The following is a 26,131-nucleotide window of genomic DNA, read 5'->3' on the forward strand; positions in this document are numbered from 1 at the left end:
AAGTAGGCCGCATGATAGGGACGTATCAGTCCTCTAGTGGACAAACTCGGACTGATAGGTCCCAGTCGACGTGATCGCTTCGACCAGGGCCACAACTAGACAAGGACGCCCCGGCCAGTGTTGGAGCACCAGCCGGGGCATGCACCGAAACCTGTGGAGAAACGATGCATGTCAACGGTACTCGCGAGGCTGAGCTGCACGTAGTAGCGGGCACGGCGGACGCACCTGAGCGGACCTCGCCGGCTCGCCGGAGGTGGACGGAGGTGGAGGCGCTCGCGGGCGCGACGTCGTTCCGGTTCGGGGACGTCAACCCGCGTACGGGCAAGCCGTACACCTGGTCTCACTTCCGTGAGCTGCCTGCCTACGCGGCTGAGGTGGTGGTGGGCAAGTTCGACCTGTGCGCGGGTGAGTGGGACGCGCTGGTCGACACTTGGGCGGTCGATGAGTTCGTCGACCCCGAGCAGGTGTTCACGGTGGACGTGGGCGCCTACGCCCGGTCGGTGGCCGGGCGGCTGTCCTACGGGGAGATGTCCCTCGCGGTCGCGTGGTCGGGAGTAGAGCTTCCCGAGCGGGGCGCGTCGGTGTCGCGGGAGCAGGTGCTGGCGTTGGCCGCGCTGGGTATCCGCCGCCCCGGCGGCCTGCTGACGCTGTGCACCACCGAGGCGCGGGCGCGGGATCTTCGCCGCGCTGGGGACTTCGGCGCGGCCAGTGAGATCTACGGCGGGAAGGCTCGGGAGGACCGCGCGCACGATCTGGCGTTCTCCGTCATCCCGCTGCCGGCTGAGCTGGACGAGCCGGCGGAATACGACTCCGACGTGGTGGCGGTGGTCGCGTGAGCGGCCTGGAGACGCTGCCCCGACTGGTGCCCGCGCAGTCGGTTGAGGAGCTGATCAGCTCGCGCGGGTTTGCTCAGTGGCGGACCCGTGTCGAGGCGGTCTCGGGTTGCGCGCGTCCGGTCCAGCTCGCCGGCAGTGGCGGGGAGTCGGTGTTCGTGGCGTGCAAGAACCGGCGGGCCAGCATGTGTGAGCCGTGCTCGCGGCGGTACGCGGGCGACACCTTCCACCTGGTCCGGTCCGGGCTGTGTGGGGGCAAGGGTGTGCCGGAGTCGGTGACTGAGCACGTGCGGGTGTTCACCACGCTGACCGCGCCGTCGTTCGGGCCGGTGCACAACCAGCCGCGCACCGCCTCGGGTCGGCTGCGCCCGTGCGCGTGCGGGGAATGGCACCACGACGCCGATAGCCGCCTCGGTGGGCCGCTGGACCCCGACAGCTACGACTACGTGGGCGCGGTGCTGTGGCAGGCACACGCCCCAGAGCTGTGGCGCCGGTTCACCATCGCCGTGGTCCGCCACCTGGCCGGCGCCCTCGGTATGCGGGTGGGTGAGCTGCGCCGGCACCTGCGGGTGTCGTATGTGAAGGTCGCGGAGTACCAGCGGCGCGGCCTGGTGCACTTCCACGCCGTGATCCGGGTGGATGGTCCGGACGGTCCCGGTACGGCTGCCCCGGGGTTCGTGACCTCGGCGGTGCTGCTGGCCGCGATCCGCTCGGCGGCGTCGGCGGTGACGGTGTGGGTGCCCGGGTTTGGGACGGTGGTGGGGCGGGAGCTGGGGTGGGGTGAGCAGGTCGACGCGGACCCCATCGCGGCGCACGACTCGGGTGATCCGGCTGAGCTGGCGTCGGATCGGTCGGTGGCCGGCTACGTCGCCAAGTACGCCACCAAGGGCACCGGGGCCACTGCCGGGGTGGACCGGCGCATCCAGCACGCGGGGCAGATCGGTGAGCTGGAGGTGTCCGAGCACCACCGCATGATGATCGCCACCGCGTGGGAGCTGGGCGGGGTGGAGGAGCTGGCCGGGCTGAACCTGCGCAAGTGGGCGCACATGCTCGGCTTCCGAGGCCACTTCCTGACCAAGTCCCGCCGCTACTCGGTCACGTTCGGCGCGATCCGCCAGGCGCGCAAGGAACACCGGCAGGCGGCGGTACTGGCCGAGTACGGGATCGACGACACCCCGGACGTGGCCGTCACCGGGGAGTGGGTGCTGGCCAGGGTCGGCTACCGCACCGACGCCGAACGCGAGTACGCCGATGTGATCGCCCGACGCATCCGGGAGGAACGCGGAATCCAGGCAAGGGCCACACGGGAGGCCCACCGATGAGCGGCGTCCGGCAGAGCACGATAGGGGATGGCCGGCACCTGTACCGGGTGCCAGAGGCCATGCGGCTTCTGTCGCTGAGTCGGTCGGTGATCTACGAGCTGCTCCGGTCAGGCCGGCTCGGCTCGGTGACCGAGGGCCGCACCCGGCTGATTCCGGCGGCGGCGATTCAGGCCTACGTGGACACGCTGGTCGCTGAGTCCCGGAGGGCATCGTGACCGCCCGACGCGGCCGGGGTGACGGTGGCCTGCACTGGGATGGAGCCCGACAGCGGTGGATCGCGTCGCTGACGGTCGGCTACCACCCAACGGGTAGGCGCATCGTCAGGAAGCGCAGCGCGAAGACCAAGACCGAGGCGAAGGAGAAGCTCAAGGAGCTGATCCGGGACCACGAGGACGGGCTCGCTCTCGCGGGCAACGGCTACACGGTTGGCCATGCCGTCGAGGACTGGTTCTCCTACGGCCTGGGCGGACGGGACCAGAACACGGTCAAGAAGTTGCGCTCGCTGGCGGACACGCACCTCATCCCGGAACTGGGCGCGAGCAAGCTCCGGGAGTTGACCGCGGATGACGTGGACGAGTGGCTCGCGGACCGGGCCAAGACACTCAGCACCAGGACGCTTCGAGAGATCCGCGCCATCCTGAAACGCGCGATCGACCGGGCTCAGGCGCGCGACAAGGTGCGGCGGAACGTGGTCCTGCTCTGCGACTGCCCGACCGGGCAGAGTGGTCGGCCGTCCAAGGCGCTGAACTACACGCAGGCTGAGACGTTGCTGGCGGCGGCCGAAGACCCAGCCATGGGCTCGATAGGCGCCTACGTGGTGGTGTCGCTGCTGACCGGGGCGCGCACCGAGGAACTGCGCGAACTCGCGTGGTCGGCGGTGCACCTCGTAGACGATGACGCCGAGGAAGCGACGGCGGACGCTGACCAGCTCTCCTACGTGATGGTCTGGAGGTCGGTCCGCGCGAGCGGGGACACCAAGACTCGGAAGTCGCGCCGCACCCTGGCGTTGCCGCGCCGCTGCGTGCAGGCCCTCCTTGCTCAGCAGGAGCGTCAGAAGGTCGCCAGGGAGCGGGCCGGCAAGCGCTGGCGTGGGGACCTGGACCTCGTGTTCACGCGGGCGTACGGGACGGCCTACGACGCTTCGGGGATGCGCCGGGCCTTCCGCAAGGTGGCCAAGGCCGCCGGGCTGGACGCGCAGAGCTGGACTCCGCGCGAGCTTCGGCACAGCTTCGTGTCCCTGCTGTCCGACGACGGCATGCCGATTGAGCAGATCTCCCGGCTGGTCGGGCACAGCGGCACGTCGGTCACGGAGCTGATCTACCGGAAGCAGATTCGGCCGGTGATCCAGGACGGAGCGACGGCCATGGACGGCCTGTTCCCGCGCGGTGCGGCGTAGTCACTCAGTTGGTCACTCAGAACGAAGTCAGCCCCCATCCGCCTACTGCGCAAATGGGGGCTGACCTGGAGTCGGGGTGGCGGGATTCGAACCCACGACCTCTTCGTCCCGAACGAAGCGCGCTACCAAGCTGCGCCACACCCCGATGGCCTGACTGCCGTTGCAGAGTCTAGCTGACGTCCACGGCGGCCGATGACTTGGCTCGCCCTTGTCCGTTCAGCGTCACATCCGCGCCGGTCGGACGGGGTACCAGGGTGAGCAGGCTGGCCTCCGGCGGGCAGGCGAACCGGACCGGTGCGTAGGGCGAGGTGCCCATCCCGGCGGACACGTGCAGCCAGGTGTACGCGCCCCACCGGGAGGCGCCGCGCGCCCGACCCCGGTCCAGGCCGCAGTTGGTGACCAGTGCGCCGACGCCGGGCAGGCGGAGCTGGCCGCCGTGGGTGTGACCGGCGAGCACCAGGTCGTAGCGGTCGGCGGCGAACCGGTCCAGCACCCGGGGCTCGGGCGAATGGGTCAGGCCGAGCAGCAGCTCACCGGGGGCGGCGGGCGCGTCCGAGGCGCCGGGGCCGCCCAGCGCGATCGTGTCGTAGTCGTCGCGGGCGATGTGCGGGTCGTCCACGCCGGCCACCCGGACCGGGTGTCCACCGATGCTCAGCCGCAGCCGCCGGTGCGTCGCCTCCGCCCAGCCGCGCTCGGTCATCGCGGCGCGCAGGTCCTGCCACGGCAGCGGTTCGCCCATGACGTGGAAGCGGCGCCGGCGCAGGTAGCGGGCGGGGTTCTTGGGCACCGGGCCGTAGTAGTCGTTGCTGCCGAACACGAACACCCCGGGCACGTCCAGCAGCGGGCCGAGCGCGCGCAGCACGGCGGGCACCGCCTTCGGGTGCGCCAGGTTGTCGCCGGTGTTGACCACCAGGTCGGGCTCCAGCTCGGCCAGCTTGGCCACCCACTCCTGCTTGCTCCGTTGGTCCGGCATCATGTGCAGGTCGGAGATGTGCAGCAGGCGCAGCGCGGGGCGGCCCGGGGGCAGCACGGGCAGCGTGGCGGTGCGCAGGGTCCAGTGCCGGCGTTCGATCAGTGCCGCGTAGCCGATCCCGGCCACGCCCAGGGCGACCGTGCTCGCGGCGGCCTTCAGCAACGTGCTCACGCGGGCCAGGGTACGTGCCGGCCGTCGACTGCCGGCCGGCGGCGACTTCCCCGCACGCGCCGAACTGGGCGCGTGCTCGGCTAGCGGCTTCGCCGCTACGCTGACCGGCCATGGGCCTCAAGGCGCAACTGCGCGACGACCTCACCACCGCGATCAAGGGTCGCGACGAGCTGACCAAGTCCACCCTGCGCATGGCGCTGTCCGCGATCACCGCCGCCGAGGTGGCCGGTGACACCGCGCGCGAGCTGGGCGAGGACGAGGTGCTGCGGGTGCTCACCCGGGAGGCGAAGAAGCGCGCCGAGGCGGCCGAGGCGTTCGACGCGGCCGGGCGGGCCGAGCTGGCCGGCAAGGAGCGCGCCGAGGCCGGGGTGCTGGCGCGTTATCTGCCGGCGCAGCTCAGCGACGACGAGATCGGCGAGCTGGCCGACCGGGCGATCGCCGAGGTCACCTCGCAGTTGGGTGAGGCGCCGGGGCCGAGGCAGATGGGTCAGGTCATGAAGGTGGCCACGGCGGCCGCCGGCGGTCGCGCCGAGGGCTCGAAGGTCGCCGCCGCCGTGAAGTCCCGCCTGCTCGGCTGAGTCGCCCGCCGACTGTCTCCCACCGGTTGTCTCCCGCCGGTTTCCGACGGCTCGGACCGCAGAGCCGGAAGCTCTCCCGTGGCTGGGGAGCCGCTCCTTCGGTTCTGGCGAGGCAATCCTTGATCATCAGGACACCACGGCGTTTGGCGGGGCCGTCGGCGGCCCTCCTGCCCTGGTGATCATCGAAATGAGCGGGCGGCTTCCCGGCCACGCGGCGGCGCACCCCCGTCCGCCGCGCGCCGGGCGCACCTGGCTGAACCGACCGAACCGACCTGCCAGACCGACTGAATCACGCTGCTGAACCGACTGAATCGCCCTGCTAGACCGACTGAATCACGCTGCTGGACTGACTGAATCAGCCGGGTGGGGCTGGGGCTGGTGGGGCGGGGGGCTGGGGGGTGGCGGAGCTGGGGGGTGGTGGGGCGGGGGGGACCTTGCCGGTGGACACCTGGAGGGTGACGGTGTCGCCTTCTCGGGCGCGACCCTGGGGGTTCTGGCCGACCACGATGCCCCGGCGGGCGCGGTTGTCCACCTGGACGGTCTTGACCTCCCAGTCGTCGTCCTCCAGCTCGTCCTCGGCGTCGTCCACGTCCTTGCCGATCACGTTGGGGATGGACTCCTGGTCGTCGTCCACCTCGCCGCCCTTGGTGAACCGCTCGTCCGGCGCGGGCAGCGGCAGCACCGGCTGGCCGGCCAGGAAGCCGTTCATCGCCCGGAACCAGGTTCGCGCCGGCGCCTTGCCGCCGTAGATGTTGCCGCCGGAGCAGGCCACCGGCGGCGCCGCGCCGCCCGGGTCGCACAGCGGACGGGGAGACCGCGAGTTGTCGAAGGTGATCACCGCACCGGCCACCTGCGGCACCACGCCGACGAAGCCGGCCGACTTGTGCTGGTTGGTGGTGCCGGTCTTGCCGGCGGTCGGGCGGGACCAGTTGAGCTGCTTGGCGGCGGTGGCGGCGGTGCCCTCGATGTCGTCCTTGCTCAGCCCGACCAGCAGGGTGTTCGCCAGCCCGGTGTCCAGCGCCCGCTCGCAGGCCAGCTCCTGGTAGGGCACCGGCTTCCCGTCCGCGTCCAGCACCTGCTCCACCGGGCTGGGCGGGCACCACATGCCGCGGCTGGCCAGCGTGGCGGCCACGTTGGACAGCTCCAGGACGCTGGTCGGGCTCACGCCGAGGGTGAACGAGCCCTGGTTCTGCGCCTTGGTCACCTCGGCGATGGACCGGTTGGTGCGCTTGCCGGTGCGCGGGTCCACGAACGGCGTGGTGGCCAGCGAGCGCATGCCCAGCCGCACCGCCATGTCCACCACCGGCGGCACCCCGGTGAACTCCTCCAGCTTGACGAACGCGGTGTTCGGGGACAGCGCGAGCGCCTTCTGCAACGACATCTCGTCGTCGTAGGAACCGTCGTTCTGCACCGGGAACGGCCGCCCGGCGCCGTCCCGATAGGCCGGTGAGGCGTAACCGCTCTCCGGCACGTCGATCTCGGAGTAGATGCCGAGGCCCTTCTCCATCGCGGTGGCGGCGGTGAAGATCTTGTAGATGGAGCCGGCGCCCAGGTTGACCGGCTCGTAGGGCAGGCCGTAGCTGGTCTGCTCCTCGGAGGCCTTGAGGCCGAAGGTCCGGTTGGCGCCCATGGCCAGCACTCGGTGCTTGTTCTCGCCGGGCGCCACCATGGCCATCACGTTGGCCACGTGCGGCTGGCGCGTCGGGACCTCGGCGTCCACCGCCGACTTGAGGTTGCGCATCGCCGCCGGGTCCATGGTGGTGCGGATGGTGTACCCGCCCCGGTTCAGCTGGTCGGCGCTGATGCCGAGCTGGGTGAGGTACTCCACCACGTACTTGCAGAAGTAGCCGGCGTCGGCGGCGCCGATGCAGCCGTTGGGCCGGGAGGTCAGCGGGTTCATCACGCCCAGCGGCGTGGCGAGTGCCTCGTTGGCCTGCTGCGGCGTGATCATCTTCTGCTCGGCCATCGCGCGGATGACCAGGTTGCGCCGGTCCAGCGCGGCCTGCGGGTGGGCCACCGGGTCGTAGGCGCTGGTGCTGCGGACCATGCCGGCGAGCAGCGCGGCCTGCGGCACGGTGAGCTTGTCCGGCGTGGTGTTGAAGTAGGTCTGCGCGCCGGAGAAGACGCCGTAGGCGTTGTTGCCCAGGAAGACGATGTTCAGGTAGCCGGCGAGGATCTGGTCCTTGCTCATCTTCCGCTCGAGCTGCATGGCGATGCGGATCTCGCGCAGCTTGCGGGCGGCGGTCTGCTCGGTGGCCTTGTGCCGGTCGGCGGCGCTGCGCGCGGCCACGTACAACTGGTAGTTCTTCACGTACTGCTGGGTGAGCGTGGACGCGCCCTGCACCACGTCGCCGGACGCCGAGTTGGCCACCAGCGCGCGGATGGTGCCCTGCCAGTCCACGCCCTGGTGCTCGTAGAAGCGGCGGTCCTCGATGGCCACGATGGCCGCCTTCATCGCCGGGGAGATCTTGTCCGGCTCGACCAGGGTGCGGTTCTGGTCGTACAGGTAGGCGATCGGGGTACCCGCCGAGTCGGTGACCGTGGTCGCCGCCGGGAGCCGGTCGTTGGCCAGGTCGGCCGACGCGTTGACCACGGTGTCGGTGGCCTTGTTGGAGGCCAGCCCGACGCCGAGGGCGACCGGGAAGAGCATGCCGGCGAGGAGTACGCCGCCGATCACGCACAGTCCCAGTAATCGCGTCACCGGGGAGGCGGGAGGGCGGGGGGAGCTCACGAGGCGTCAGCTTACGCGGGACCGGGTAGTTACCTAGGTATGTCACCGTGCGTAGTTGAGTAGTTTTGCCGGCTTGGCTCGCGGAACCGGGTCGGGTTGACTTACGTCCATACCGAGGTGCGGAAATTCGAACGGTACGGGCGGGGCCGTCGTCGGTCCGTCATCCAGATCGCTCAGGGGAACAGCGACCTAGGGGAGAAGTCATGCATGGGACCGGTAACTGGCGTGTGTCCGCAAACTGCCGAAATGGCGACCCGGACCGGCTATTTGTCACCGGTGCAAAACAGCGCGCGGCGCGTTCTGTTTGCCGCAATTGTCCGGTACTCACCGAATGCCTGGCGCACGCCCTGGACCGGGGCATCGAGTTCGGCGTCTGGGGCGGCCGGACCGAGCGGGAGCGGCGCGCCATGTTGCGCCAGCGCCCGGACGTGAACGGCTGGGAGGACCACCTGCGCGCCGCCGCCCGGGTCGGTATGAACCCGGTCGACTACCTCCCCCACCCGGTGCGGGTGGCCGCCGCGCCGGCCGAACCGGCACCGAAACCCAAGCCGGCACCGACGCCGGCACCGGCGGCCCAGGTAGAGCCCTACGCCGCCGGCGCGGCCTGATCGGGCCGGCGGCCTGGCCCCAGTGCGCCGGACGTGCCGACTCGCCCTTATAGAAGCGCCGACTCGCGGGGCGGGTCGGGGGTTAGGCGGAGAGGGGGGTGGGTTTGGGGACCGAGGTGAGGCGGGTGCCGATTTCGCGGAGTCCGGCCAGGTCGGTGATGTCGCCGGCCACCGCCGGTACGCGCGCCACCGCGATGCCGGGGTGGGCGTTGGTGAACCGGGAGAGCAGCCGGCGCTCCCGGTCGGCGCGGTCCACCCGGTCGGCGTGCAGGCGCAGCACGGCGGCGGCCAGCTTCCCGCTGCCGGCGGCCTCCACCCGTTCCGCCATCTCGCGGGCGCGGCCGGCGGAGAGGTCGGCGAGCACCGGGTGGGTGCGGTTCAGGATCAGCCCGGCCAGGGGCATGTTCTCGCTGGCCAGCCGGTCGACGAAGTACGCGGCCTCCCGCAGCGCGTCCGGCTCCGGAGCGGCCACCACCACGAACGCGGTGCCCGGCGAGCGCAGCAGCTTGTAGGTGTTGGCCGCCCGCTCCTGGAAGCCGCCGAACATCGTGTCGAAGGCCTGCACGAACGCCGAGGCGTCGGCCAGCATCTGCCCGCCGAGGATGGTGCCGACCGCCTTGGCGAACAGCCCGAACCCCGCGCCGACCAGCCGGCGCAGCCCGCGCCCGCCGACCCGGGCCGGCGACGAAAGCATCCGGATCATCTTGCCGTCCAGGAACGACGACATTCTTTGCGGCGCGTCCAGGAAATCCAATGCGGACCGGGACGGCGGAGTGTCCACCACGATCAGATCCCAGTTGTCCGTCTCGACCAGTTGGCCGAGTTTCTCCATCGCCATGTATTCCTGTGTTCCGGAGAACGACGAAGAAATCGTCTGGTAAAACGGGTTCGCGATGATTTTTTCCGCGCGGTCCGGGGTGGAGTGGGTGTACACCATCTCGTCGAAGGTGCGCCGCATGTCGAGCATCATGGCGTGGAGTTCACCCTGACGCGTCCCGTCACCCAGACCGGCGACGCGCTTGGGTTCGTTACTCAGCGTGGTCAAACCGAGGGCTTCGGCCAGCCGCCGGGCCGGGTCGATGGTCAACACCACGGTGCGCCGGCCGCGTTCGGCGGCCCGCATGGCCAGCGCGGCCGAGGTGGTCGTCTTGCCCACGCCGCCCGAGCCGCAGCACACCACGACCCGGGTCGCCGGGTCGTCGATGACCGCGTCCAGGTCCAGCCAGTCCGGCTGCTTGGTCATTTTCGCGCCCCCGTGTTCGACGCGGCGTGCGCGCGCACGCCCTGTTCCACCAGCTGCTCGGCCAGCTCGTAGAGCGCGCCCAGCTCCACGCCGTCGATCACCTCGGGCAGGGTCAGCCGGGGCAGCGGCTCGGACGGGCCCTCCGGCGGGCCGGCCTCCAGCCGGGCCAGCGCGGCGGCCTCGGCGCGCACCCGCATCGCGTGTTCCACCGTCTCGGCGATCAGCCCGTCCAGCTGGGCGTCGGTGAGCTCGATGTCGGCCGAGGCCAGCCCGGACCGCACCCGGGTGCGGTCGACCCGCCCGTCCGCCGCGCTGTCCACCGAGCGGGTGGGCAGCCGCCGCTCGTCCGCCCGGTTGACGATCACCGCGCCCGGCCGCAGCTCGGCCGCCTCCAGTTCGGCGACGGTCTCCAGCGACTCGGTGACCGGCAGGTCCTCCAGCGTGGTGACCAGGTGCACCGCCGTGTCGGAGGAATGCAGCAGCCGCACGACGCCTTCGCTCTGCCGGTGGATGGGGCCGGCCTTGGCCAGGTCGGCCATGGCCTTGGTCACGTCCAGGAAGGTGACCACCCGGCCGGTCGGCGGCGCGTCCAGCACAACCGCGTCATATAGATGACGGCCGTCCTTGCCGGTGCGCCCGACACACTCCTTCACCTTCCCGGTGAGCAGTACGTCGCGCAGGCCGGGGGCCAGCGTGGTGGCGAACTCGATGGCGCCCATCCGGCGCAGCGTGCGCCCGGCCATGCCCAGGTTGTAGAAGGTCTCGAAGTAGTCGAGCAGCGCTTCCTCGGCGTCGATGGCCAGCGCGCGGACCTCGCCGCCGCCGGGGGCCACCGCGATGCGCTGCTCGGCGTAGGGCAGCGGGCTGGTGTCGAACAGCTGGGCGATGCCCTGCCGTCCCTCCACCTCCACGAGAAGGGTGCGCGCGCCGCCGGTCGCCAGGGCCAGCGCCAGCGCGGCGGCGACCGTGGTCTTCCCCGTGCCACCCTTGCCGGTGACGACATGCAGGCGAGCGCGCGCGAGCTCATCGGGCCACATGGCTGTGCAGCCTACGTCGCGGTAGGTACGGCGGCCGGACAGCGCGCGTCCGCACGTGCTTGAGCCCGGGCTTGGCCCAACAGATGCAGATGCCTCGCGGAGCGGTCATCGACTCACGTGAGCCCGGGCTTGGCCCAACAGATACAGTGACGAACCATGAGCGCCTCGGTGACCGCGTGGGAGTACGCAACCGTGCCGTTGCTGACCCATGCCACCAAGCAAATCTTGGACCAGTGGGGCGGCGAAGGGTGGGAACTGGTGACCGTGTTGCCCGGCCCAACGGGTGAACAGCACGTCGCGTACCTCAAACGCCCGGCGGGGTCCGGCTGATGTCGGCCCGCCAGCGACTGCGTGACCTGGGGATCGAGCTTCCCGGGGTGGTGCGGCCGGCCGGTGCGTACCTGCCCGCCGTGCGGACCGGGTCGCTGGTCTACACCGCCGGCCAGGTGCCCATCGTGGACGGCAAGGTGGCCGCGACCGGCAAGGTCGGCGGCGATGTTTCTGTCGAAGAGGCGGCCGACCTGGCGCGCATCTGCGCGCTGAACGCGCTGGCCGCCGTGCACGACCTGGTCGGCATCGACGCGGTGACCCGGGTGGTCAAGGTCACCGGATTCGTCGCGTCGGCGCCCGGTTTCGGCGGCCAGCCGAAGGTGGTGGACGGCGCCTCGGCGTTCCTCGGCGAGGTGTTCGGGGACGACGGGCGGCACGCCCGCTCCGCCGTCGGGGTGGCCGAATTGCCGTTGAACGTGCCGGTCGAGGTGGAGATCATCGTCGAGGTCAACGGGGAGGTTGCCGGATGAGCGAACCGACTACGGCCATTACCGGTGCGGACCGCGCCTGCCACGATCTGCTGGTACGGCTGGCCGGTCGGCTGCCGGACCGGCTGGTCTGGCGGCTGCGCGACTGGCTCGCCGCCGGCGCGTACACCGCGCTGGTCCGCGCGCTGCCCAAGGCGCTGCTGCGGCACCGGATCGGGCTCACCGACGCCGAGCGCGAGCTGATGGAGGCCTGCCTGCCCCTGTGGGGCGCGCCGCGCCGCTCGCTGGACGCGGTGCTGCCGGCGGTGGAGGCTCCCGAGACCAAGGCGAACTTCCGCGCCGAGCTGAACCCCGGCGAGCCGTGCACCGACCTGCCCGGCCCCGGCGCCTGGCGGGACAGCGTGGACATGATGCTGGCCGCCGTGGTGCGCGGGCACCCCGGCGCGAAGGAACTGCGCCGCAGCTGGCGGATGGACGACGGCAAGCCGCAGCGGGTCGTGCTCGCGCACGTCACCAGCGACCTGCCCACGCTCACCGGCACGCTGCAGCGGATGCTCCGCGCGCACGGTGACGTGACGCCGTGCGTCGAGGTGGTCGCGCCGCCGCTGGCGCTGCCCACGTACCACCGGCTGGCGCTGCGCGAGTCCGTCTCGCTGTGGCGCACGCCGGAGCGAGACCAGTCCGGCCGGGCCAGGCGCGACCCGGCCATGGCGGATGCTTGAACGAGCGCTCCCGCGCGACCGGGTGGGGACCCCGGAGGACTACCAAGGTGAAGGAGGCGAAGTGCTGGACGGCCAGGAAGACACCGACCTGACAGTCGAAACGCACAGCCTGCTGCTCTCACTCGCCGGCTTGCTCGATGACGAGCTGCTCGGCTGGTGCCGTGAGCTGGTGGCGGTCGGCGAGGGGGACTATGCGCTAGAACTGATCACCGGCACCGTGCAGGCGGACCGGCTGCGATTGCCCGAGGGCGCGCACGATGCGCTGCTGGGGATCGTCCGCCGGCGCCAGCTGCTCGGCCGGTCCGACACACTGCCACCGTCGGACTCGGCGCCGAGGATGCGCCACCGGTTCGTGGCCGACCCGGTCAGCGCGGGTTTCCCGCCGGTCGGTGAAGACCACTCACCGGAGCTGGCACTGCAGACCGTGCCGGCCCGCTTGCTGCGGGACTGCCAGCTGTTCGTGACCTGGCGGATCACGCCGGCGGGCGGCTCGCCCGGCCCGGTGCCGCACCCGGTGGTGCTGATCGAGACCCTCGAACTGGACGGCGCGGACGTGCTCGCGTACCAGGTCGGCGAGGTCCTCGCCCGGGCCGGCCTGTTCGCCTCGGTAGAGGTGTTCGCGGCCGGCATGGAGCTGACCGACTACCACCGCGCAGCCCTGGACGCGGCCCACCGGATCGAGTTCACCGGCCCTGACGGTGCTCCTTCCTCCGGGGCCGGTACCCCGGCGACAAGGTTTGCCGAGGTGAACCGCCCGGAACCACCGGCCGCCGGTCCTCAACCGGGTGACGTCAACCGGCGGGCTCCGGCCGCCGGCCCGAACGCCACCCGCGACGATGGCCGGCGGGCGCCCTTACACCCGGTAGACCGAGTAATCGCGGCGCGCGGCTCCGCCCAAACGCGGCGCCCGCACCCGGAGAACCCCAACGGCACCCTCGACTCGTCCGGCCTGAACTTCGACCGAGGCACCGCCGGCGGGCGGCGCACCGACCAACCCATGGGCTCGGACGACGCCGCCACGAGGGCGCTCCCCTCGAGCGGCGCGCCCGGCGGGCCGCCGCCGGAGGGCGACGACCTGTCCGACGTGGAACAGCGCCTGCTCCGCCAGCTGCACGAGGAACTCGCCGCCCGGGAAGACGACCACCCGGCCGACGACGCCACCCGCGCCTTCCGCAGCAACGGCGGCCGCAAACGCCCCCGCCCGAACACCGGCCCCGACCAGGCCAGCTAACTCTGTTCTGACGCGAAAGTGCCCGGTAGATCACGTGATCTACCGGGCACTTTGCTGTCTCCGTGGAGCGGACGACGGGACTCGAACCCGCGACCCTCACCTTGGCAAGGTGATGCGCTACCAACTGCGCTACGTCCGCATATCGACCACCGGATAAACCGGCGGGGTCGCGTGTTGCACAGCTTAGCGGATGCCGCACCGGGGGCTGCGCGTTCCCCCGGTGGACCGGCAGTCGTACTGTGGCGGTCCGTCGTCGTTCGTTCACCCCGTGTCGCCGGCCGGCGCGGGATTGGTTAGATTTTGGCTGCTATGTCGCTGGTCACCGCCGTTGCGCTGGGTTGCGTGTTGCTGGTCGCGGTCGCCTCGGGGGTAATCGGGTCGTTCGGGGTCCGGTTCGCCCGCAGTACGTCGGACTTCCTGGCCGCCTCGCGCACGGTCAGCACGACGACCAGCGCCGGCGCGATCTCCGCCGAGTACCTGTCGGCCGCCGCGTTCCTGGGCGTGGCCGGCCTGGTGCTGAAGGACGGAGCGGACGCGCTGTGGTACCCGGTGGTGTTCACCGCCGGGTACCTGATGCTGATGATCTTCGTGGTCGGTCCGTTGCGGCGCAGCGGGGCATACACGCTGCCGGACTTCGTCGAGCTGCGGTTGCGCAGCAAGACGGCCCAGCGGCTTTGCAGCTTCGTGGTCATGAACATCGGCTGGCTGCTGTTCACACCACAGTTGCAGGGCGCGGGGCTGGCGGTGGCCACGCTGGTGCCGGGCGTGCCGGCGTGGACCGGTTCGGTGCTCACCGGGGTGCTGGTGGTCGCGGTGGTGTTGTTCGGCGGGATGCGTTCGATCACCTTCGTACAGGCGTTCCAGTACTGGGTGAAGCTGACCGCGCTGGCGGTGCCGCTGCTGGTACTGGCCTCGGTGGCCGGGTTGGGCACGCTGAGCTACGACCGGCCCGCCCCGCCCCGCTTCACCGCCGACACCAGGCTGGCCGTGCACTCGGACGTGCGGCTGCAGGTGGTCGAGCCGGTCCGGCCGGTGGTGCACGGCGTGGTGGACGGACGGCCGGTGGACGGGACGATGACCTGGCTGCCCGGTGAACACACCGTGGCCGAGGGCAGCACGCTGTGGTTCCCGGCCGGCCGCGCGGTACCGGTCCCGGTCGGCTCGCCCGCGCGCGACGACGCCTGGCTGGTACCGGACACGGAAAATGGCGGCGTTCGGCTGCTTGCGCTCTACTCCGTGCTGGTCGCCGGGCTGTTCGGGGCAATGGGGCTGCCGAACATCATCATGCGCCTGTACGCGAGCGCCGACGTGAGCAGCGCCCGGCGCGCCGGGGTGGTGGTGCTGGCGCTGCTGGGCGGGCTCTTCCTGCTGCCCACCCTGCTCGGCGTGCTGGCCCGGGCATACGTGCCGCAGCTGCTGGTCAACGGCGACGGTGACGCGGCCGTGTTGTTGCTGCCCACCGCCGTGCTCGGTACCGGCCCGCTGGGCGCCGCGGTGACCGGGCTGGTCGCGGCGGGAGCCTGGGCGGCCTTCCTGGCCACCTCGTCCGGCCTGGCGGTGAGTATCGCCAGCGTGCTGGCGGCGAACCCCACCCTGCTGCGCCGGAAGGGTTGGGGCGACTTCCGGCTGGCCACGGTGATCGCCGGGCTCGCCCCGCTCGCACTGGCCCTGGGCCTGCCCCGGCTGGACTTCGTGGTCGGCGTGTCGGCGGCGCTCGCGGTGGCCGCGTCCACGTTCTGCCCGCTGCTGCTGCTCGGCATCTGGTGGCGCGGGCTCACCCTGCCCGGGGCCGTTGCCGGGCTGATCACCGGCGCGCTGGTCGCGGACCTGTCGCTGCTGTGCTCCGCGCTGGTCGCCGACCCGGCCGCGCGCACCATGCTGGAGCGACCGGCCCTGTTCACCGTGCCGCTGGCGTTCGCGGTATTCATCCTGGTGAGCAAGCTGACCGCCGGCCAGGTGCCGCCGGACGTCGCCCGCACCATGTCCCGCATGCACCTCCCCGAACGCCTCTCCCTGCACCGCCCCGACCCGCACAACGAACCCGCCCCACCAGACCAGCGCTCATAACCGCTGGCTCCCGCCGGCGCTGGTGTCCCCGAGTTCGAGCACAATCTGGCCGTTGGCAAGCAGGAAGGCGCGGTTCACCTCGCCCGCCGAAGGGGTATCGGCGGGAGCCAGCCGGCTCCGCCGCCCCCAATCCGCCCAGTACAAACCCGGCTGAGTCGACGCGATCGCCAGCGACCGCACGACCTGGTAGAGAGCGCCGGGCTCGTCGTGGCACCGCACCCGGCTCACGGCCGTCGGCTGTGGACACCCACGTACAACGCGGTCGACGTAGGTGACAACTTCGTAGCAATCAGCGTCCTCGCCGGCCATCACGCACCCCCATCGGCCGAAAATAGAGATGTTCCTATTGAACATCGCTCGCGCCCGTTCGTCAATAGAACTGTCTCTATATGGGTCATCCTGGTGTGGGGGGTTAGTAGAACTAGAGTTATTAGCGGAGGTGGGGTGGTGACCGGCTACCGAGAGCTAGCAGCCGAGCTGCGCGACGCGATCGAACGCGGGCAGTACCCGCCTGGCGACACGCTGCCCAAGCAGACCGAGCTTGCCGCCAGCCATGGCGTCCACCTCAACACCGTGCGCAAGGCGGTCGGTGTCTTGGAAGCCGAAGGACTGGTCACCGCCGTTCGACGCAAAGGAACCGTCGTTCGGCCTCGACCCCGGCTCAAGAGGCTGGGCATTGACCGGTACGCGAAGAGCAAGTGGAAGTTCGGGCTGGTCGCGTTCGCGGCTGACCGCGAAGCCTCCGGCCAGGCCTGGAAACGTGAGGACCAGACGAACACCGTTCGCAGGATCGAGGCGAACAACGAGATCGCGACGGCGCTGCGGGTCGAGGTCGGGTCGGCCGTGTACGAACGGGCAAGGCTGGTCAAACAGGACAACACGCCGACCCACACTCTGGTCAGCTACTACCGGCCGGAGCATGTGGAGGACACACCGATCGTGGACCCCCAACCGGGCACCGCCACGCCAGGCGGTGGTTTCGCGGTGCTCACGCTGCAAGGCCTGGAACCCGATCACATGACCGAGACGATCCATTCCCGGATGCCTACCCCACAGGAAGCCGACGAACTTCAACTCCCCGCCGGCGAGCCGGTCATGGTGCTGCACCGAACGACCTACACCGCCAACGACACACCCGTCGAGTTCGCCCGTGGGGTCCATCGAGCGAGCCGCTTCTCCTGGACCTACGAGTTCAAACTGCCCGACTGACAGAAGAGCCAAACCACGCGATGACCGCCGCAGCCGCGATTCCGCCCGCGCTCGTGGACGACGTGCAGACCCTTTGGGACTACCACGACATGCACCATGCCCTAACGCCAACCGACGTCGGAATCGGCCTCGGCAGCCACGACCTCGGCGTGGCCACCCACACCGCCGAGCTCTACCTCGCGGGCCTGTTCCCCCGAGTGCTGTTCACCGGCGCCAACGCACCGAGCACCCTCGCCCGTTTCCCCCGAGGCGAAGCCGTGCACTACCGCGAGCACGCCCTCACCCTCGGCGTCCCCGATGAAGCGATCCTGGTCGAGCCCAAGGCCACGAACACCGGCCAGAACATCGAGTTCTCCCGCTCGGTGCTCCAGGACGCCGGCGTGAACCCACACGCCGTCACGCTGATCTCCCGCCCCTACCAACAGCGCCGCGCCTACGCCACCTGCCGCAAGGCATGGCCCGAGGTCGAGGTCATCTGCGCCGCCCAACGCCTCCCACTCGTCCAGTATGTAGCCGGGATCGGCGACGCCGACCGAGTCATCAACATGCTGGTCGGCGACACCCAACGAATCACCGTCCACGCCGAACAAGGATTCGCCATCCACCAGGATATCCCCGACCACGTCACCGTCGCGTACCAGCGCCTGATCGAGGCCGGCTATACCTCACGCCTACTACCACCCGTATGAAACGCAGGGCTCGTACTACTCGGTACGGAGATCACCCAGCGTTGATTCGGCGCATAGGCCGCGCCCTGTGGGAATAACTCCAACAACTCCCTATGTGACACAGTTACCTAATCGGACCCTTCCGGCGGCGTCTTCATCGGCATCTTAGGCACGTCACACAGTAAACACGCAGCGGTGGCTAGGAGATCCGCTCGCTCAACAATAAACTTTGAATAGTTATCTTCGAAGAGCGAGTCCGGCAGAAGTGCGGAGCGCTGGATACTTGTCGTATCGGCAGGCATAAGTGTTCGATACTCCGAAGGGGCGCGGCCGCCGATATCTCGATTTTCCGACCGCGAGATAATGGCATAGTTCGCGAGGCAATTTATCAGCCGATCGTCAAAGCTATTCTGCATCAGGTATGCGCGCGGGTAGCAATGGTGGTATTCTCGGCGGTTCGGCTCCGCTAGTACGTCATCCAGCATTACTTGCGATCCGGACATAAATGTAAGCGGTCGCAGTGAGGCGAGAAGGAGAATATGAGTCTTTGTCGCCACTGTGCGGAAATTAAACACATTGTCGGTGAAGTAGTCGAAATCTAGGGGTCCAATCCCGAACGTCGCAAGGGTTGAAGGTTCGCCCTGGCGGAGCTTTACTGCTTCAAGTATGTCACGCTTAATATTCCGCTGAGGGTTACCGCTGTAACGATGAAAGAAGCAACATCGCCAGAACCAGAGCGTTAGTTCCTCATGCTGATCGCCGGTCACTGGCCGTGCCTGGTTAACAAAGAAGAACGCCGTTAGTGGAATTAGTAGTGCCGAGTATGGAAGGAACCTAATGTGGCGCACGTGGAAGTTAGTCCGTAGAAAGTCGACGCTGCGCCGGATTGCCTCCTCCACTTGCGGAAACTGATTACGCACCGCACCGCCGTGCATCTCCACCAAGCTCGTCGGGGAAGGGTCATTTTGAAGAGCAGCAGCACAGCAACGCATCATTAGGTCGACGTCATCGCCTACATCTTGAAATCCGAACTCCTCAAATTCGTCAGCGAGATCCTCAAATCGCTGCTGTAGGTCGAATTCGTCGCTCCAAGTCCAGGCCGTAAGTAGCTGATAGGTATTTAGCGGAATTCCCATCCGGTTGACGCGCTCAAAAACGATCGCAACAGTGGCACGGTCCTCTGTTTCGAAGGTTTGGACCGGTAGTAGCGTCGTCAGAAACCGTTGCTGCACATGAACGATTTCGCGATGTTGATCCGTAGTTAGATCCCGCGTGGCGGTAGAGAACTCGACAGGGTCAAAAAATGAGGACAGTGGAAAATAGCGCCTGACCTCCATACTCTCGCTAGTGAGTGCAACAAATCGGGAATCCTGGGCATCCTCCTCAGCCGCAAAATCATAATAGATCGGCAGCCACGTATCAGGGTCCTCACTCGAAGGCGCAAGAGACCGTTGAAAAGTAGTAAATACGCTAGTTAACCGCTGTTGTCCATCGAGAACGTAATCAACCGGATAGTCCTTTTGTGGCGGCGGCAATTCGAACGCGCCGAGCCTGTTTTCGCTCTTAAGTCTAGATCCGGTTCGCCATAGCAAAATAGAGCCCACAGGGTATTGCTTATATAGCGAATCCATCAAAAGGGCGGCCTTCTCTGGCGGCCAAACGAACTTCCTTTGAAAGCCGGGGATTCGAATTGTCCCGTCAAGCAAGCGGTCGATGGCTTTCTGAACTGTAAGAGGATCGCTCACCCGCGACATGTTACTCAACTCTCAGTCGGCCGGTGATTCGAACTTTTGTGCCCATCCCTGCGATCATGGCCGGATGTACGGAGTATCGCCACCTGCCAAGGGGCAGTCGGCGCTTCGACATTGCGCTGGTGAGGTTAACTGCAACTAGCGGTGCAACCAGGCGGGCCTTGAAACGATCTCTAACGGCGGGAAAGCCCTGGTCAAACGTGGAGCCGCCTGAGGGAGTCGAACCCTCGACCTACGCATTACGAGTGCGTCGCTCTGACCGACTGAGCTAAGGCGGCGTCGTGCCTGTGCAGACCTAGTTTACCGGCCGGGTTCGGGTGGGGGCGATCAGGGGCGGAAGGGTTCGGCCGAGGAGTTCAGGGTGGAGAGTGCGCCGGGTGGGGTGCCGGGGAGGGGTCTGCCGACTCGGGCGAGGATCGCCTCGGCGGCTGTGTCGGCGGCGGTCAGCAAGGCGGGGAGGTCTACGCCCAACAGTGCGCCGTCGCGCTTCACCACGCGGCCGTCGACCAGGACTGTGCGGACGTCGGTGGGGGTGGTTTGGAAGGCGAGGGTGCCGTAGGGGTCGGTGATCGGGTGCTGTTCCAGCGAAGCACCGCCGATGAGCAGGATGTCGGCGCGTTTGCCGGGGGTTAGGGAGCCGATTTGGTCGGCCAGGCCTAGGGCGGCGGCGCCGTTGAGGGTGGCCCAGGTTAGGGCGTCTCTCGCGGTGTAGGCGACGGTTTCGGGCATGGCGCCGGACTCGTTCAGCGCGCGGGTCGCGTCCCAGCGGGCGAAGCCTAGGCCGAAGCGGAGTTGGTGCCACAGGTCGCCGCTGTTGAGGGAGATCACGTCGGCCGAGAGCGTCGGGGCGAGTCCGTGTTCGCGGCAGCGGGCGAAGACGGGGCGGCCCATGCCCATGTTCAGTTCGGTTTCCGGGGAGATTGAGATCTTTCCGCGGCTGCGGGCCAGGGCGGACCACTCGGCGTTGTTCAGGGCGTTGCAGTGGACGTGGACGATGTCGGGGCCTAGTAGGCCGGCGGCGTCCAGTTCGGTGATGCCGAAGGTTACCGGGGAGCCCCAGACGCAGCCGGTGTGGTTGATGATCAGTGCGCCTCGTTCGCGGGCTGCGGCGAGCTCGTTCACCGTGCACCGCCACGGTAGGCCGAAGATCTCGGACAGGGATACGCCGGGGGTGATCAGGGGGGCGCCGGCCAATGAGTCCGCGATGCGGTGGAAGTCCCTCACTCGGTCCTCGTGGGGGCCGAAGCGGGTGGCGCCGGGGGAGCTTTCGAAGAAGCCGTAGCAGAAGGCGGCGCGGATTCCGGCGTCGTTCAGGCCGGCTAGCGCCGCATCGGCGTGTTCGGGGGTGTTGTTGCAGTGGGAGAAGTCGAGCAGGGTGGTGACGCCGGCGTTCAGGGCGTCGAGTGCACCGACGCGGTTGCCTAGGTGCACATCCGCGGCCGTGTATACAGGCGATATACCGAGGCGGATGCCGAAGAAGTAGTCGCCGAGGGTCCAGTCGACGCAGATGCCGCGGACCAGGGACTGCCAGGTGTGGCGGTGGGTGTCCACCAGGCCGGGGATTACCAGGTGGCCTCGGGCGTCCAGGATCTCGGCGTCGGTGACCGGGACGTCGGGAGCCACCTCGAGGATTGCGCCGTCTTCGATCAGGACGTCGCCGGTTGGCAGGTCGCCGATGGCCGGGTCCATGGTGAGCACGTGGCCGGCTTGGATCAGGGTGCGCGCCATTCGGCCAGTGTGGACGGGTTCGAGCCGGGGATCATGTGCCGGATTGGTTGTGATTCAGGCTGCCGCCAGGAGGTGGGCGGCGCGGCGGAAAGCGGTTACGCCTGGGTGGTGGTCGTTTTCTCGGGTGGCGATTGCCACCTGGCAGGGTGGGCCGTCGGTGGGGATGAAGCGGACGTCGGGGTGGGGGTAGAAGCGCGCGGCGGGGGCGCCGTGCAGGCCGATTCGGCCGGTGGTGGCTACGGCTGCGCTCAATGCCGCCGGGTAGCGCAGGGCGGGGCCGGACGGGCGGCCGAGGCCGGTCCATTCGGCCAGGCCGGGGTGGCCGCCGGTGAAGCCGACCAGTCCTTGTGACTCGGTGAGCGTTCGGAGTTCGGCGGTGGTCAGGTGCGCGGCGTCGGCATGGGGTGAGCGGGCGGGTAGCAACGCCACCCGGGGGGCGGTGAGGACGCGTAGGAGCTCGAGGCCGTCGACCGGGCCGACCTCGTGCACCACCGCGATGTCCACGTCGCCCCGGCGGACCGCTTCGTACTGGTTGGCCATGTCTAGTTCGACGTGCGCCAGTTCGAGGTTGGGGAGCTGGCGGCGGACGGCTTCGCGGAGGTTTGACCAGCGTTCGGCGGCGCCGAAGCCGAGGACGCCGACTCGCAGGGGTGCGGTGTCGTCGGGTGGTGGGGCGTCGGCGGCTTCGTCGGCCAGGTGGTCCAGCGCTGCCAGGAGGCCGGTGGCGCGGGTGAGGACCCGCTCGCCGGCGGGGGTGAGGGTGACTCGGCGGCTGGTGCGGTGGAAGAGGGTGAGGCCGAGGTCCGACTCCAGCTGGCGGATTCGGCGGCCGAATGCCTGCGCCGCGATGTAGTGGCGGGCCGCCGCCCGGCCGAAGTGCAGCTCGCTCGCCAGCGTCAGCGCGTACCGCAGCGAGCGGAGATCGGGTTCTCGGCTCATGGCGTCCTCCACCGGCACCGTATCTCCTGGACACGGGCTGGCGCACCGGCGTCGGGTGCGTAGGGTCCGGTCATGTCTCGGCGCGGGAGGATCACCTCGGATCCTGAGATGTGTCACGGGCAGCCCGCGGTGCGAGGCATGCGTTATCCGGGACTCACCCAGCCCATCCGGGCGCCGAGCGGCAGTCCAGTCCCTTTTGATCACGCTTCGCGGGTGACTGTGCTGCCGCTCGACACTCTAGGAACCCAAGTGCTCGGAACGCGCGACGCAGGTCCCGAGGTCGAGTAACCACGCTTTGGCTCTGCGCAGGAATACGCAACACCTGGTGTGTCGAGGTCAGCGCCGGTCGTTCTCGGCCGGCTGGTTCGGTGTGGGTTGGGTTGGGAAGATCGGCCTGGACGGTGGCGCGGTGGTCGCTCTGGCGCGGTTCCCGTTCCGAGCCGCCGGGTTTGCTACGGGGTGTGACCGGTGTCGGTCGGTTCGGCCCGCTCGGTTCCGCGAGGTCGACACGAGTCTGGCTTTTCGAGATCAAATCAGAATGGTGTCGCACTCGATGAGGACCAGTCGTGGAATTGCCCGCGCGGGCTCGGCGGTTAGCAACGCTGCGTGACGAAGGGCGCGACGCACACTGCCGCTTGCGTGGGCGCGGGTGCGGGCGGGACCCGAGCCGCGGCGGGTTGACCAGCCGGGGCCGTCCAGGCCGATCTTTCGAACCCAACCCACACCGAACCGGCGGGGATGAGGACAACCGACGCGACCCTTAGCCGAGCGGCATTGGTGTCGGGGTAGGACGGTGTCGCATATTTCCACGCAGAGCTATAGCGAGCGAGCGGGCGAGATCAGCCCTGGTAGAGGGCTGTGAGCATGGCTTCCACGGCGATGCGGGGCTTTACGTTGAGTTCCAGGGCCTCGCGGCAGGCCAGGACGGCTTCCAGGCGGTTCAGGGTGGCTTCCGGGGACCACAGGCGCGCCGCCTGGCGGGCGTCGGCGGCTCGGTCGGGGTGGGTGGGCGCCACTCCTGAGGCTTCGAAGCCTACGGTCAGCACGTCGCGGTAGAAGCCGGCCAGATCGACCAGGGCGCGGTCCAGGGAGTCGCGCTGGTTGCGGGTGGCCCGGGACTTCTGTTTGCGCTCCAGCTCGCGCTCGGCGGCCTTGGCGCCGCGTTGCGCGGCGGCCACGCCCTTGCCGGTGCCGCCGGCGCCCATCGCTACGGCCAGGGCCTCTCGTTCCGCCGCGTCGCGGGTGCCGGCCACGTCGGCGGCTTCGGCCTCGGCGGTGCCGATCAGCTCGTCGGCCGCGTTGAACACGTCGCCGAAGCCGCGCAGGCCCAGGGGCAGCGCGAGCACCCGTTCGCGGCGTTCGCGGGCGGAGGTGTCGCGGGCCAGGCGGCGAGCCCGGCCGACGTGGCCGCCGCACACCGAGGCCGCCCAGTCGGCCGTTTCGCGGTCGATTCCGTCGCGGGAATGCAACACGTCGGCGATCGCGGGGGCCGAGGGGGTGCGCAGCGCGACCAGGCGGCAGCGGGAACGGATGGTGATCGGCACGTCGTCCGGGTGGTCGGACGGGGCGCAGAGCAGGAACACCGTCTGCGCGGACGGCTCCTCGACCGCCTTGAGCAACGCGTTGGCCGCGCCTTCGGTGAGCCGGTCGGCATCGGCGATGATCACGATCTGCCAGCGGCCGGAACTGGGCCGGCGGGCCGCGATCTGGACCAGCGCGCGCATCTCGGACACCGAGATGGACAGACCCTCGGGGACCACCTCGCGCACGTCGGCGTGGGTGCCGGCGAGCACGGTCCGGCAGGCCTGGCACTCGCCACAACCGCCGGTGCCGCACTGCAGCGCGGCGGCGAACGCCCGGGCGGCCACCGAGCGGCCCGAGCCGGGCGGACCGGTGAACAGCCAGGCGTGGGTCATGGCGCTCGGCGAGGAAGCCGCCGCGAGCAGCGGCTCGATCGCCTTGCCCTGCCCGACCACGTCGGCCCAGACGGACATCGCTCAGGACACCGGGTCGGGCCGGCCCAGCGGCGAGCGGGCTCGAGCCAGCAGGGGGGTAACACCCTCCCGGATGCGCTGGTGCACCTGGTCGGGCGAGGCGTCCGCGTCCACCACTACGTAGCGGTGGGGCTCCTGGGCGGCGAGGCGGGTCAGCCAGCGGTGCACCCGCAGGTGGTCGGAGTTGATGTCCAGCGGCCCGCGTCCGGTGCGCGGGACCCACCCGGGGGCGCGGTCCAGCAGCACGGTCACGTTCGGGCGCAGGCGGCCGGTGGCCCAGCTGGTGAGCTCGGTCAGCTCGTCCAGGTCCGGCTCGGGTTGCGGGGCGTCGGCGGCGCCCAGTGGACCCGAGGCGACCAGGCCGAACCGGACCAGCGGGATGGCCAGGAAGCGGTCCGCGATCACGATCTCGCCGGCGTCCAGGGACGGCTGGATCTCCCGCTCCACGATGTCCGCCCGCACCGCCGCGGCGGCCAGCGCGCGGGCCCGGGGGCTGGTCAGCTCGCTGCCGAGCGCCGAGTCGCCCTCGAACCGGTGGGCGCCGGGCAGGGTCACCGTGTAGCCCTGGCCGCGCAGCCAGTCGGCCAGCAGCTCGCTCTGCCGGGAGGCGTCGTCCGGGGTGCCGCCCTCGACCGAGATCAGCACGCCGCGCAGCGGGCGGCGCCCCTGGCGCAGCGCGCCGAGCAGGTCGGGCAGCAGCGGTTCCGAGCGGCGGTCGTCCATCTGCCGGTAGGCCAGCACGCCGACCACGGCGGCCACCAGCCCGGCCACGCCGAAGACCGTGCGGGTGCCGTCCACGTGCACCGGGTGGCCGAACGCCTCGATGGTGCGGGTCTGCACCAGGCCCACCGCGACCGGCGCCACCGCCATCGAGGCGAGCAGGTCCAGCCGCACGATGGACTGGACGAACGCCACCACCCGGCCGCGGATCTCGTCGGCCACCTGCGAGCCGATGATGGTCAGGCCGGTGAGGAACGCGGTGCCCGCGCAGCTGCCGACCAGCGCCACCGCGGCCAGCGCGACGAACAGGTGCGGGGCCAGCGCGACCAGCACCAGGCTGGCCCCGGCGGCCACGATCGCCGCGCCGAACAGCCGGTTGTGCGGCAGCCGCCGGGCCAGCCGGGGGGCCGCGCCCATCCCGGTGGCCATGCCGATGAACACCGACACGAACAGCATCCCGTAGGCCGCGTCGCCGCCGCCCAGGTTGGTCGCGTACAGCTTGGCCAGCGCGATCACCGCGCCACCCGCCGCGAACGCGCCGGCGATGCCGACCACCAGGCCGCGGATCAGCGGGGTGGAGCCGACGAACTTCGCGCCCTCGCGCAGCAGGGTGAGGATGCCGGCCGGGCGCGGCTCCTCGCGGCGCTCTTGTGAGTGCGGAGTATCGCCATAGCGGTCATCGCCACTCACGGATCCGGCCGGAGCCCGGCCGGACAGCTCCGGAATCCGGAACCAGACGGTCAGCGCCGTCAGCAGGTAACCGGCGCCGTTGATCATCAGCGCGATGTACACCGTGGTGGTGGGGCTGGGGTGCTCGCCGAGCAGGTTGCCGGCCGTGGAGACGGCGGTGAACAGGCCGGACGCGGTGATCACCGCGGCGCCGTAGGTCATGGCCAGGGAGAGCTGGTTGGCCGTCTCCACCTGGTCCGGGCGGCGCAGCAGGTTGGGGATGGAGGCGTCCTTGGCCGGGATCCAGAACATCGAGCAGATCTCGATCAGGAAGATCGCGCCGAACAGCCACCACAGCGACCCGACCAGCGGGATCGAGAAGAACAGCGCGAACCGCGCCACGTCACAGACGACCATCAGCTTGCGCCGGTCGAACTTGTCGGCCAGCGCGCCGGCCAGCGGCCCGAGCAGCAACGCCGGCAGCAGCTTGGTGGCCACCACTCCGCCGAGCGCGAAGCTCTGCGCCTGGAAACCGGTGGTCAGCTGGGTGGCCAGGGCGGACATGGCCAGCAGCGACAGCCAGTCACCGGTGGATGCCAGCGCGGTGACCAGCCACAACCGGCGGAACGCCGGGATGGCCAGCACACCACGAACCCGGTTCGCGACCGAGGGGTCGGTTATCGCGCCGGTGGACACCTGATCGGGGCCGATCGCGCCGCACCTCCTCGACGTGGGCCAAATGGGCGGCACCCAGGGTAGCTGTCGCGGATAACCGCCTCGATA

At 69.7% G+C, this 26,131-nt stretch carries 22 protein-coding genes, 3 tRNA genes and 1 pseudogene; 13 read left to right on the top strand and 13 right to left on the bottom strand.

The window, feature by feature from the left end; translation table 11 throughout:
- Window positions 1–263 precede the first annotated feature (263 nt).
- The 4 genes from ABEB12_RS02135 to ABEB12_RS02150 are packed head-to-tail and all read left to right on the top strand — an operon-like array spanning window position 264 to window position 3,551.
- Window positions 264–836: a hypothetical protein gene (locus tag ABEB12_RS02135; RefSeq protein ID WP_185058681.1), complete on the top strand. Its 573-nt coding sequence runs from the start codon at window positions 264–266 to the stop codon at window positions 834–836.
- Window positions 833–2,155, top strand: coding sequence for a replication initiator (locus ABEB12_RS02140; RefSeq protein WP_345702491.1), 1,323 nt, complete (start codon window positions 833–835; stop codon window positions 2,153–2,155). Before ABEB12_RS02135 ends, ABEB12_RS02140 begins: the two co-directional genes overlap by 4 nt.
- Window positions 2,152–2,370, top strand: a complete 219-nt coding sequence (locus ABEB12_RS02145; RefSeq protein WP_185058682.1) for a helix-turn-helix domain-containing protein — start codon at window positions 2,152–2,154, stop codon at window positions 2,368–2,370. Before ABEB12_RS02140 ends, ABEB12_RS02145 begins: the two co-directional genes overlap by 4 nt.
- Entirely contained in the window at window positions 2,367–3,551 is a 1,185-nt protein-coding gene (locus ABEB12_RS02150) for a tyrosine-type recombinase/integrase (protein ID WP_185058683.1), read from the top strand. Before ABEB12_RS02145 ends, ABEB12_RS02150 begins: the two co-directional genes overlap by 4 nt.
- A 71-nt stretch (window positions 3,552–3,622) precedes the next feature.
- Here ABEB12_RS02150 and ABEB12_RS02155 read toward each other — a convergent pair.
- Window positions 3,623–3,696, bottom strand: a tRNA-Pro gene (locus ABEB12_RS02155).
- Window positions 3,697–3,720: 24 nt separating this feature from the next.
- The gene (locus ABEB12_RS02160; protein WP_185058684.1) at window positions 3,721–4,695 is read right to left on the bottom strand and encodes a metallophosphoesterase; all 975 of its coding nucleotides are present in this window, start codon (window positions 4,693–4,695) and stop codon (window positions 3,721–3,723) included.
- A 110-nt stretch (window positions 4,696–4,805) separates the two neighbouring features.
- On the opposite strand from ABEB12_RS02160, the gene ABEB12_RS02165 reads away from it, so the two are divergent.
- Window positions 4,806–5,273, top strand: coding sequence for a GatB/YqeY domain-containing protein (locus ABEB12_RS02165; protein ID WP_185058685.1), 468 nt, complete (start codon window positions 4,806–4,808; stop codon window positions 5,271–5,273).
- A gap of 355 nt (window positions 5,274–5,628) precedes the next feature.
- Here ABEB12_RS02165 and ABEB12_RS02170 read toward each other — a convergent pair whose 3' ends face one another.
- Complete coding sequence (locus ABEB12_RS02170) at window positions 5,629–8,004, bottom strand: transglycosylase domain-containing protein (protein ID WP_345702492.1); 2,376 nt, start codon at window positions 8,002–8,004, stop codon at window positions 5,629–5,631.
- 203 nt (window positions 8,005–8,207) lie between these two features.
- Between ABEB12_RS02170 and ABEB12_RS02175 the strand changes: the two are divergent.
- Window positions 8,208–8,471 (top strand): annotated as a pseudogene (locus ABEB12_RS02175) (WhiB family transcriptional regulator); the annotation flags it as partial.
- A 223-nt stretch (window positions 8,472–8,694) separates the two neighbouring features.
- On the opposite strand, the gene ABEB12_RS02180 reads toward ABEB12_RS02175, so the two are convergent.
- Together ABEB12_RS02180 and ABEB12_RS02185 are read right to left on the bottom strand one after the other, a co-directional pair.
- A complete protein-coding gene (locus tag ABEB12_RS02180; RefSeq protein ID WP_185058687.1) occupies window positions 8,695–9,855 on the bottom strand; it encodes an ArsA-related P-loop ATPase in 1,161 nt (386 codons plus the stop codon).
- Window positions 9,852–10,892 (bottom strand): ArsA-related P-loop ATPase, encoded by a 1,041-nt coding sequence (locus tag ABEB12_RS02185; RefSeq protein WP_185058688.1) that lies wholly within the window; start codon window positions 10,890–10,892, stop codon window positions 9,852–9,854. The genes ABEB12_RS02180 and ABEB12_RS02185 overlap by 4 nt, the downstream gene beginning before the upstream one ends.
- A 156-nt stretch (window positions 10,893–11,048) precedes the next feature.
- Between ABEB12_RS02185 and ABEB12_RS02190 the strand changes: the two genes are divergently transcribed.
- From ABEB12_RS02190 to ABEB12_RS02205, 4 genes are all read left to right on the top strand, one after another.
- Entirely contained in the window at window positions 11,049–11,222 is a 174-nt protein-coding gene (locus ABEB12_RS02190; protein ID WP_185058689.1) for a DUF4177 domain-containing protein, read from the top strand.
- Complete coding sequence (locus ABEB12_RS02195; RefSeq protein WP_185058690.1) at window positions 11,222–11,692, top strand: Atu1372/SO_1960 family protein; 471 nt, start codon at window positions 11,222–11,224, stop codon at window positions 11,690–11,692. Before ABEB12_RS02190 ends, ABEB12_RS02195 begins: the two co-directional genes overlap by 1 nt.
- The gene (locus ABEB12_RS02200) at window positions 11,689–12,372 is read left to right on the top strand and encodes a hypothetical protein (RefSeq protein ID WP_185058691.1); all 684 of its coding nucleotides are present in this window, start codon (window positions 11,689–11,691) and stop codon (window positions 12,370–12,372) included. Before ABEB12_RS02195 ends, ABEB12_RS02200 begins: the two co-directional genes overlap by 4 nt.
- Before the next feature lie 61 nt (window positions 12,373–12,433).
- On the top strand, window positions 12,434–13,603 hold the full coding sequence (locus ABEB12_RS02205; protein ID WP_185058692.1) for a hypothetical protein: 1,170 nt from the start codon (window positions 12,434–12,436) through the stop codon (window positions 13,601–13,603).
- Between the two features lie 63 nt (window positions 13,604–13,666).
- On the opposite strand, the gene ABEB12_RS02210 is transcribed toward ABEB12_RS02205, so the two are convergent.
- Window positions 13,667–13,742 (bottom strand) — tRNA-Gly (locus ABEB12_RS02210).
- A 170-nt stretch (window positions 13,743–13,912) separates the two neighbouring features.
- Between ABEB12_RS02210 and ABEB12_RS02215 the strand changes: the two genes are divergently transcribed.
- Window positions 13,913–15,670 carry a sodium:solute symporter family transporter gene (locus ABEB12_RS02215; protein ID WP_185058693.1) on the top strand — a complete coding sequence of 586 codons (1,758 nt, stop codon included), beginning with the start codon at window positions 13,913–13,915 and terminating at the stop codon, window positions 15,668–15,670.
- Here the strand turns inward: ABEB12_RS02215 and ABEB12_RS02220 are convergent.
- On the bottom strand, window positions 15,665–15,979 hold the full coding sequence (locus ABEB12_RS02220) for a hypothetical protein (protein ID WP_185058694.1): 315 nt from the start codon (window positions 15,977–15,979) through the stop codon (window positions 15,665–15,667). The two genes, ABEB12_RS02215 and ABEB12_RS02220, sit on opposite strands and share 6 nt — an antisense overlap.
- A 138-nt stretch (window positions 15,980–16,117) precedes the next feature.
- On the opposite strand from ABEB12_RS02220, the gene ABEB12_RS02225 reads away from it, so the two are divergent.
- Window positions 16,118–16,879, top strand: coding sequence for a GntR family transcriptional regulator (locus ABEB12_RS02225; RefSeq protein WP_345702493.1), 762 nt, complete (start codon window positions 16,118–16,120; stop codon window positions 16,877–16,879).
- Between the two features lie 20 nt (window positions 16,880–16,899).
- Window positions 16,900–17,568: an ElyC/SanA/YdcF family protein gene (locus tag ABEB12_RS02230; RefSeq protein WP_185058696.1), complete on the top strand. Its 669-nt coding sequence runs from the start codon at window positions 16,900–16,902 to the stop codon at window positions 17,566–17,568.
- A gap of 107 nt (window positions 17,569–17,675) precedes the next feature.
- Here the strand turns inward: ABEB12_RS02230 and ABEB12_RS02235 are convergent, their stop codons facing one another.
- From ABEB12_RS02235 to ABEB12_RS02260, 6 genes are all read right to left on the bottom strand, one after another.
- Complete coding sequence (locus ABEB12_RS02235; RefSeq protein WP_185058697.1) at window positions 17,676–19,292, bottom strand: GmrSD restriction endonuclease domain-containing protein; 1,617 nt, start codon at window positions 19,290–19,292, stop codon at window positions 17,676–17,678.
- Between the two features lie 207 nt (window positions 19,293–19,499).
- Window positions 19,500–19,576, bottom strand: a tRNA-Thr gene (locus tag ABEB12_RS02240).
- Window positions 19,577–19,625: 49 nt separating this feature from the next.
- On the bottom strand, window positions 19,626–21,026 hold the full coding sequence (locus ABEB12_RS02245; RefSeq protein ID WP_185058698.1) for an amidohydrolase family protein: 1,401 nt from the start codon (window positions 21,024–21,026) through the stop codon (window positions 19,626–19,628).
- A 54-nt stretch (window positions 21,027–21,080) separates the two neighbouring features.
- Window positions 21,081–21,965, bottom strand: coding sequence for a LysR family transcriptional regulator (locus ABEB12_RS02250; protein ID WP_185058699.1), 885 nt, complete (start codon window positions 21,963–21,965; stop codon window positions 21,081–21,083).
- A gap of 839 nt (window positions 21,966–22,804) precedes the next feature.
- Entirely contained in the window at window positions 22,805–23,959 is a 1,155-nt protein-coding gene (locus ABEB12_RS02255) for a DNA polymerase III subunit delta' (protein ID WP_185058700.1), read from the bottom strand.
- A 3-nt stretch (window positions 23,960–23,962) separates the two neighbouring features.
- Window positions 23,963–26,098 (bottom strand): MFS transporter, encoded by a 2,136-nt coding sequence (locus tag ABEB12_RS02260; RefSeq protein ID WP_185058701.1) that lies wholly within the window; start codon window positions 26,096–26,098, stop codon window positions 23,963–23,965.
- Window positions 26,099–26,131: the final 33 nt, after the last annotated feature.

The organism is Actinospineispora eucalypti, assembly GCF_039543365.1.
GTDB lineage: Bacteria > Actinomycetota > Actinomycetes > Mycobacteriales > Pseudonocardiaceae > Pseudonocardia > Pseudonocardia eucalypti.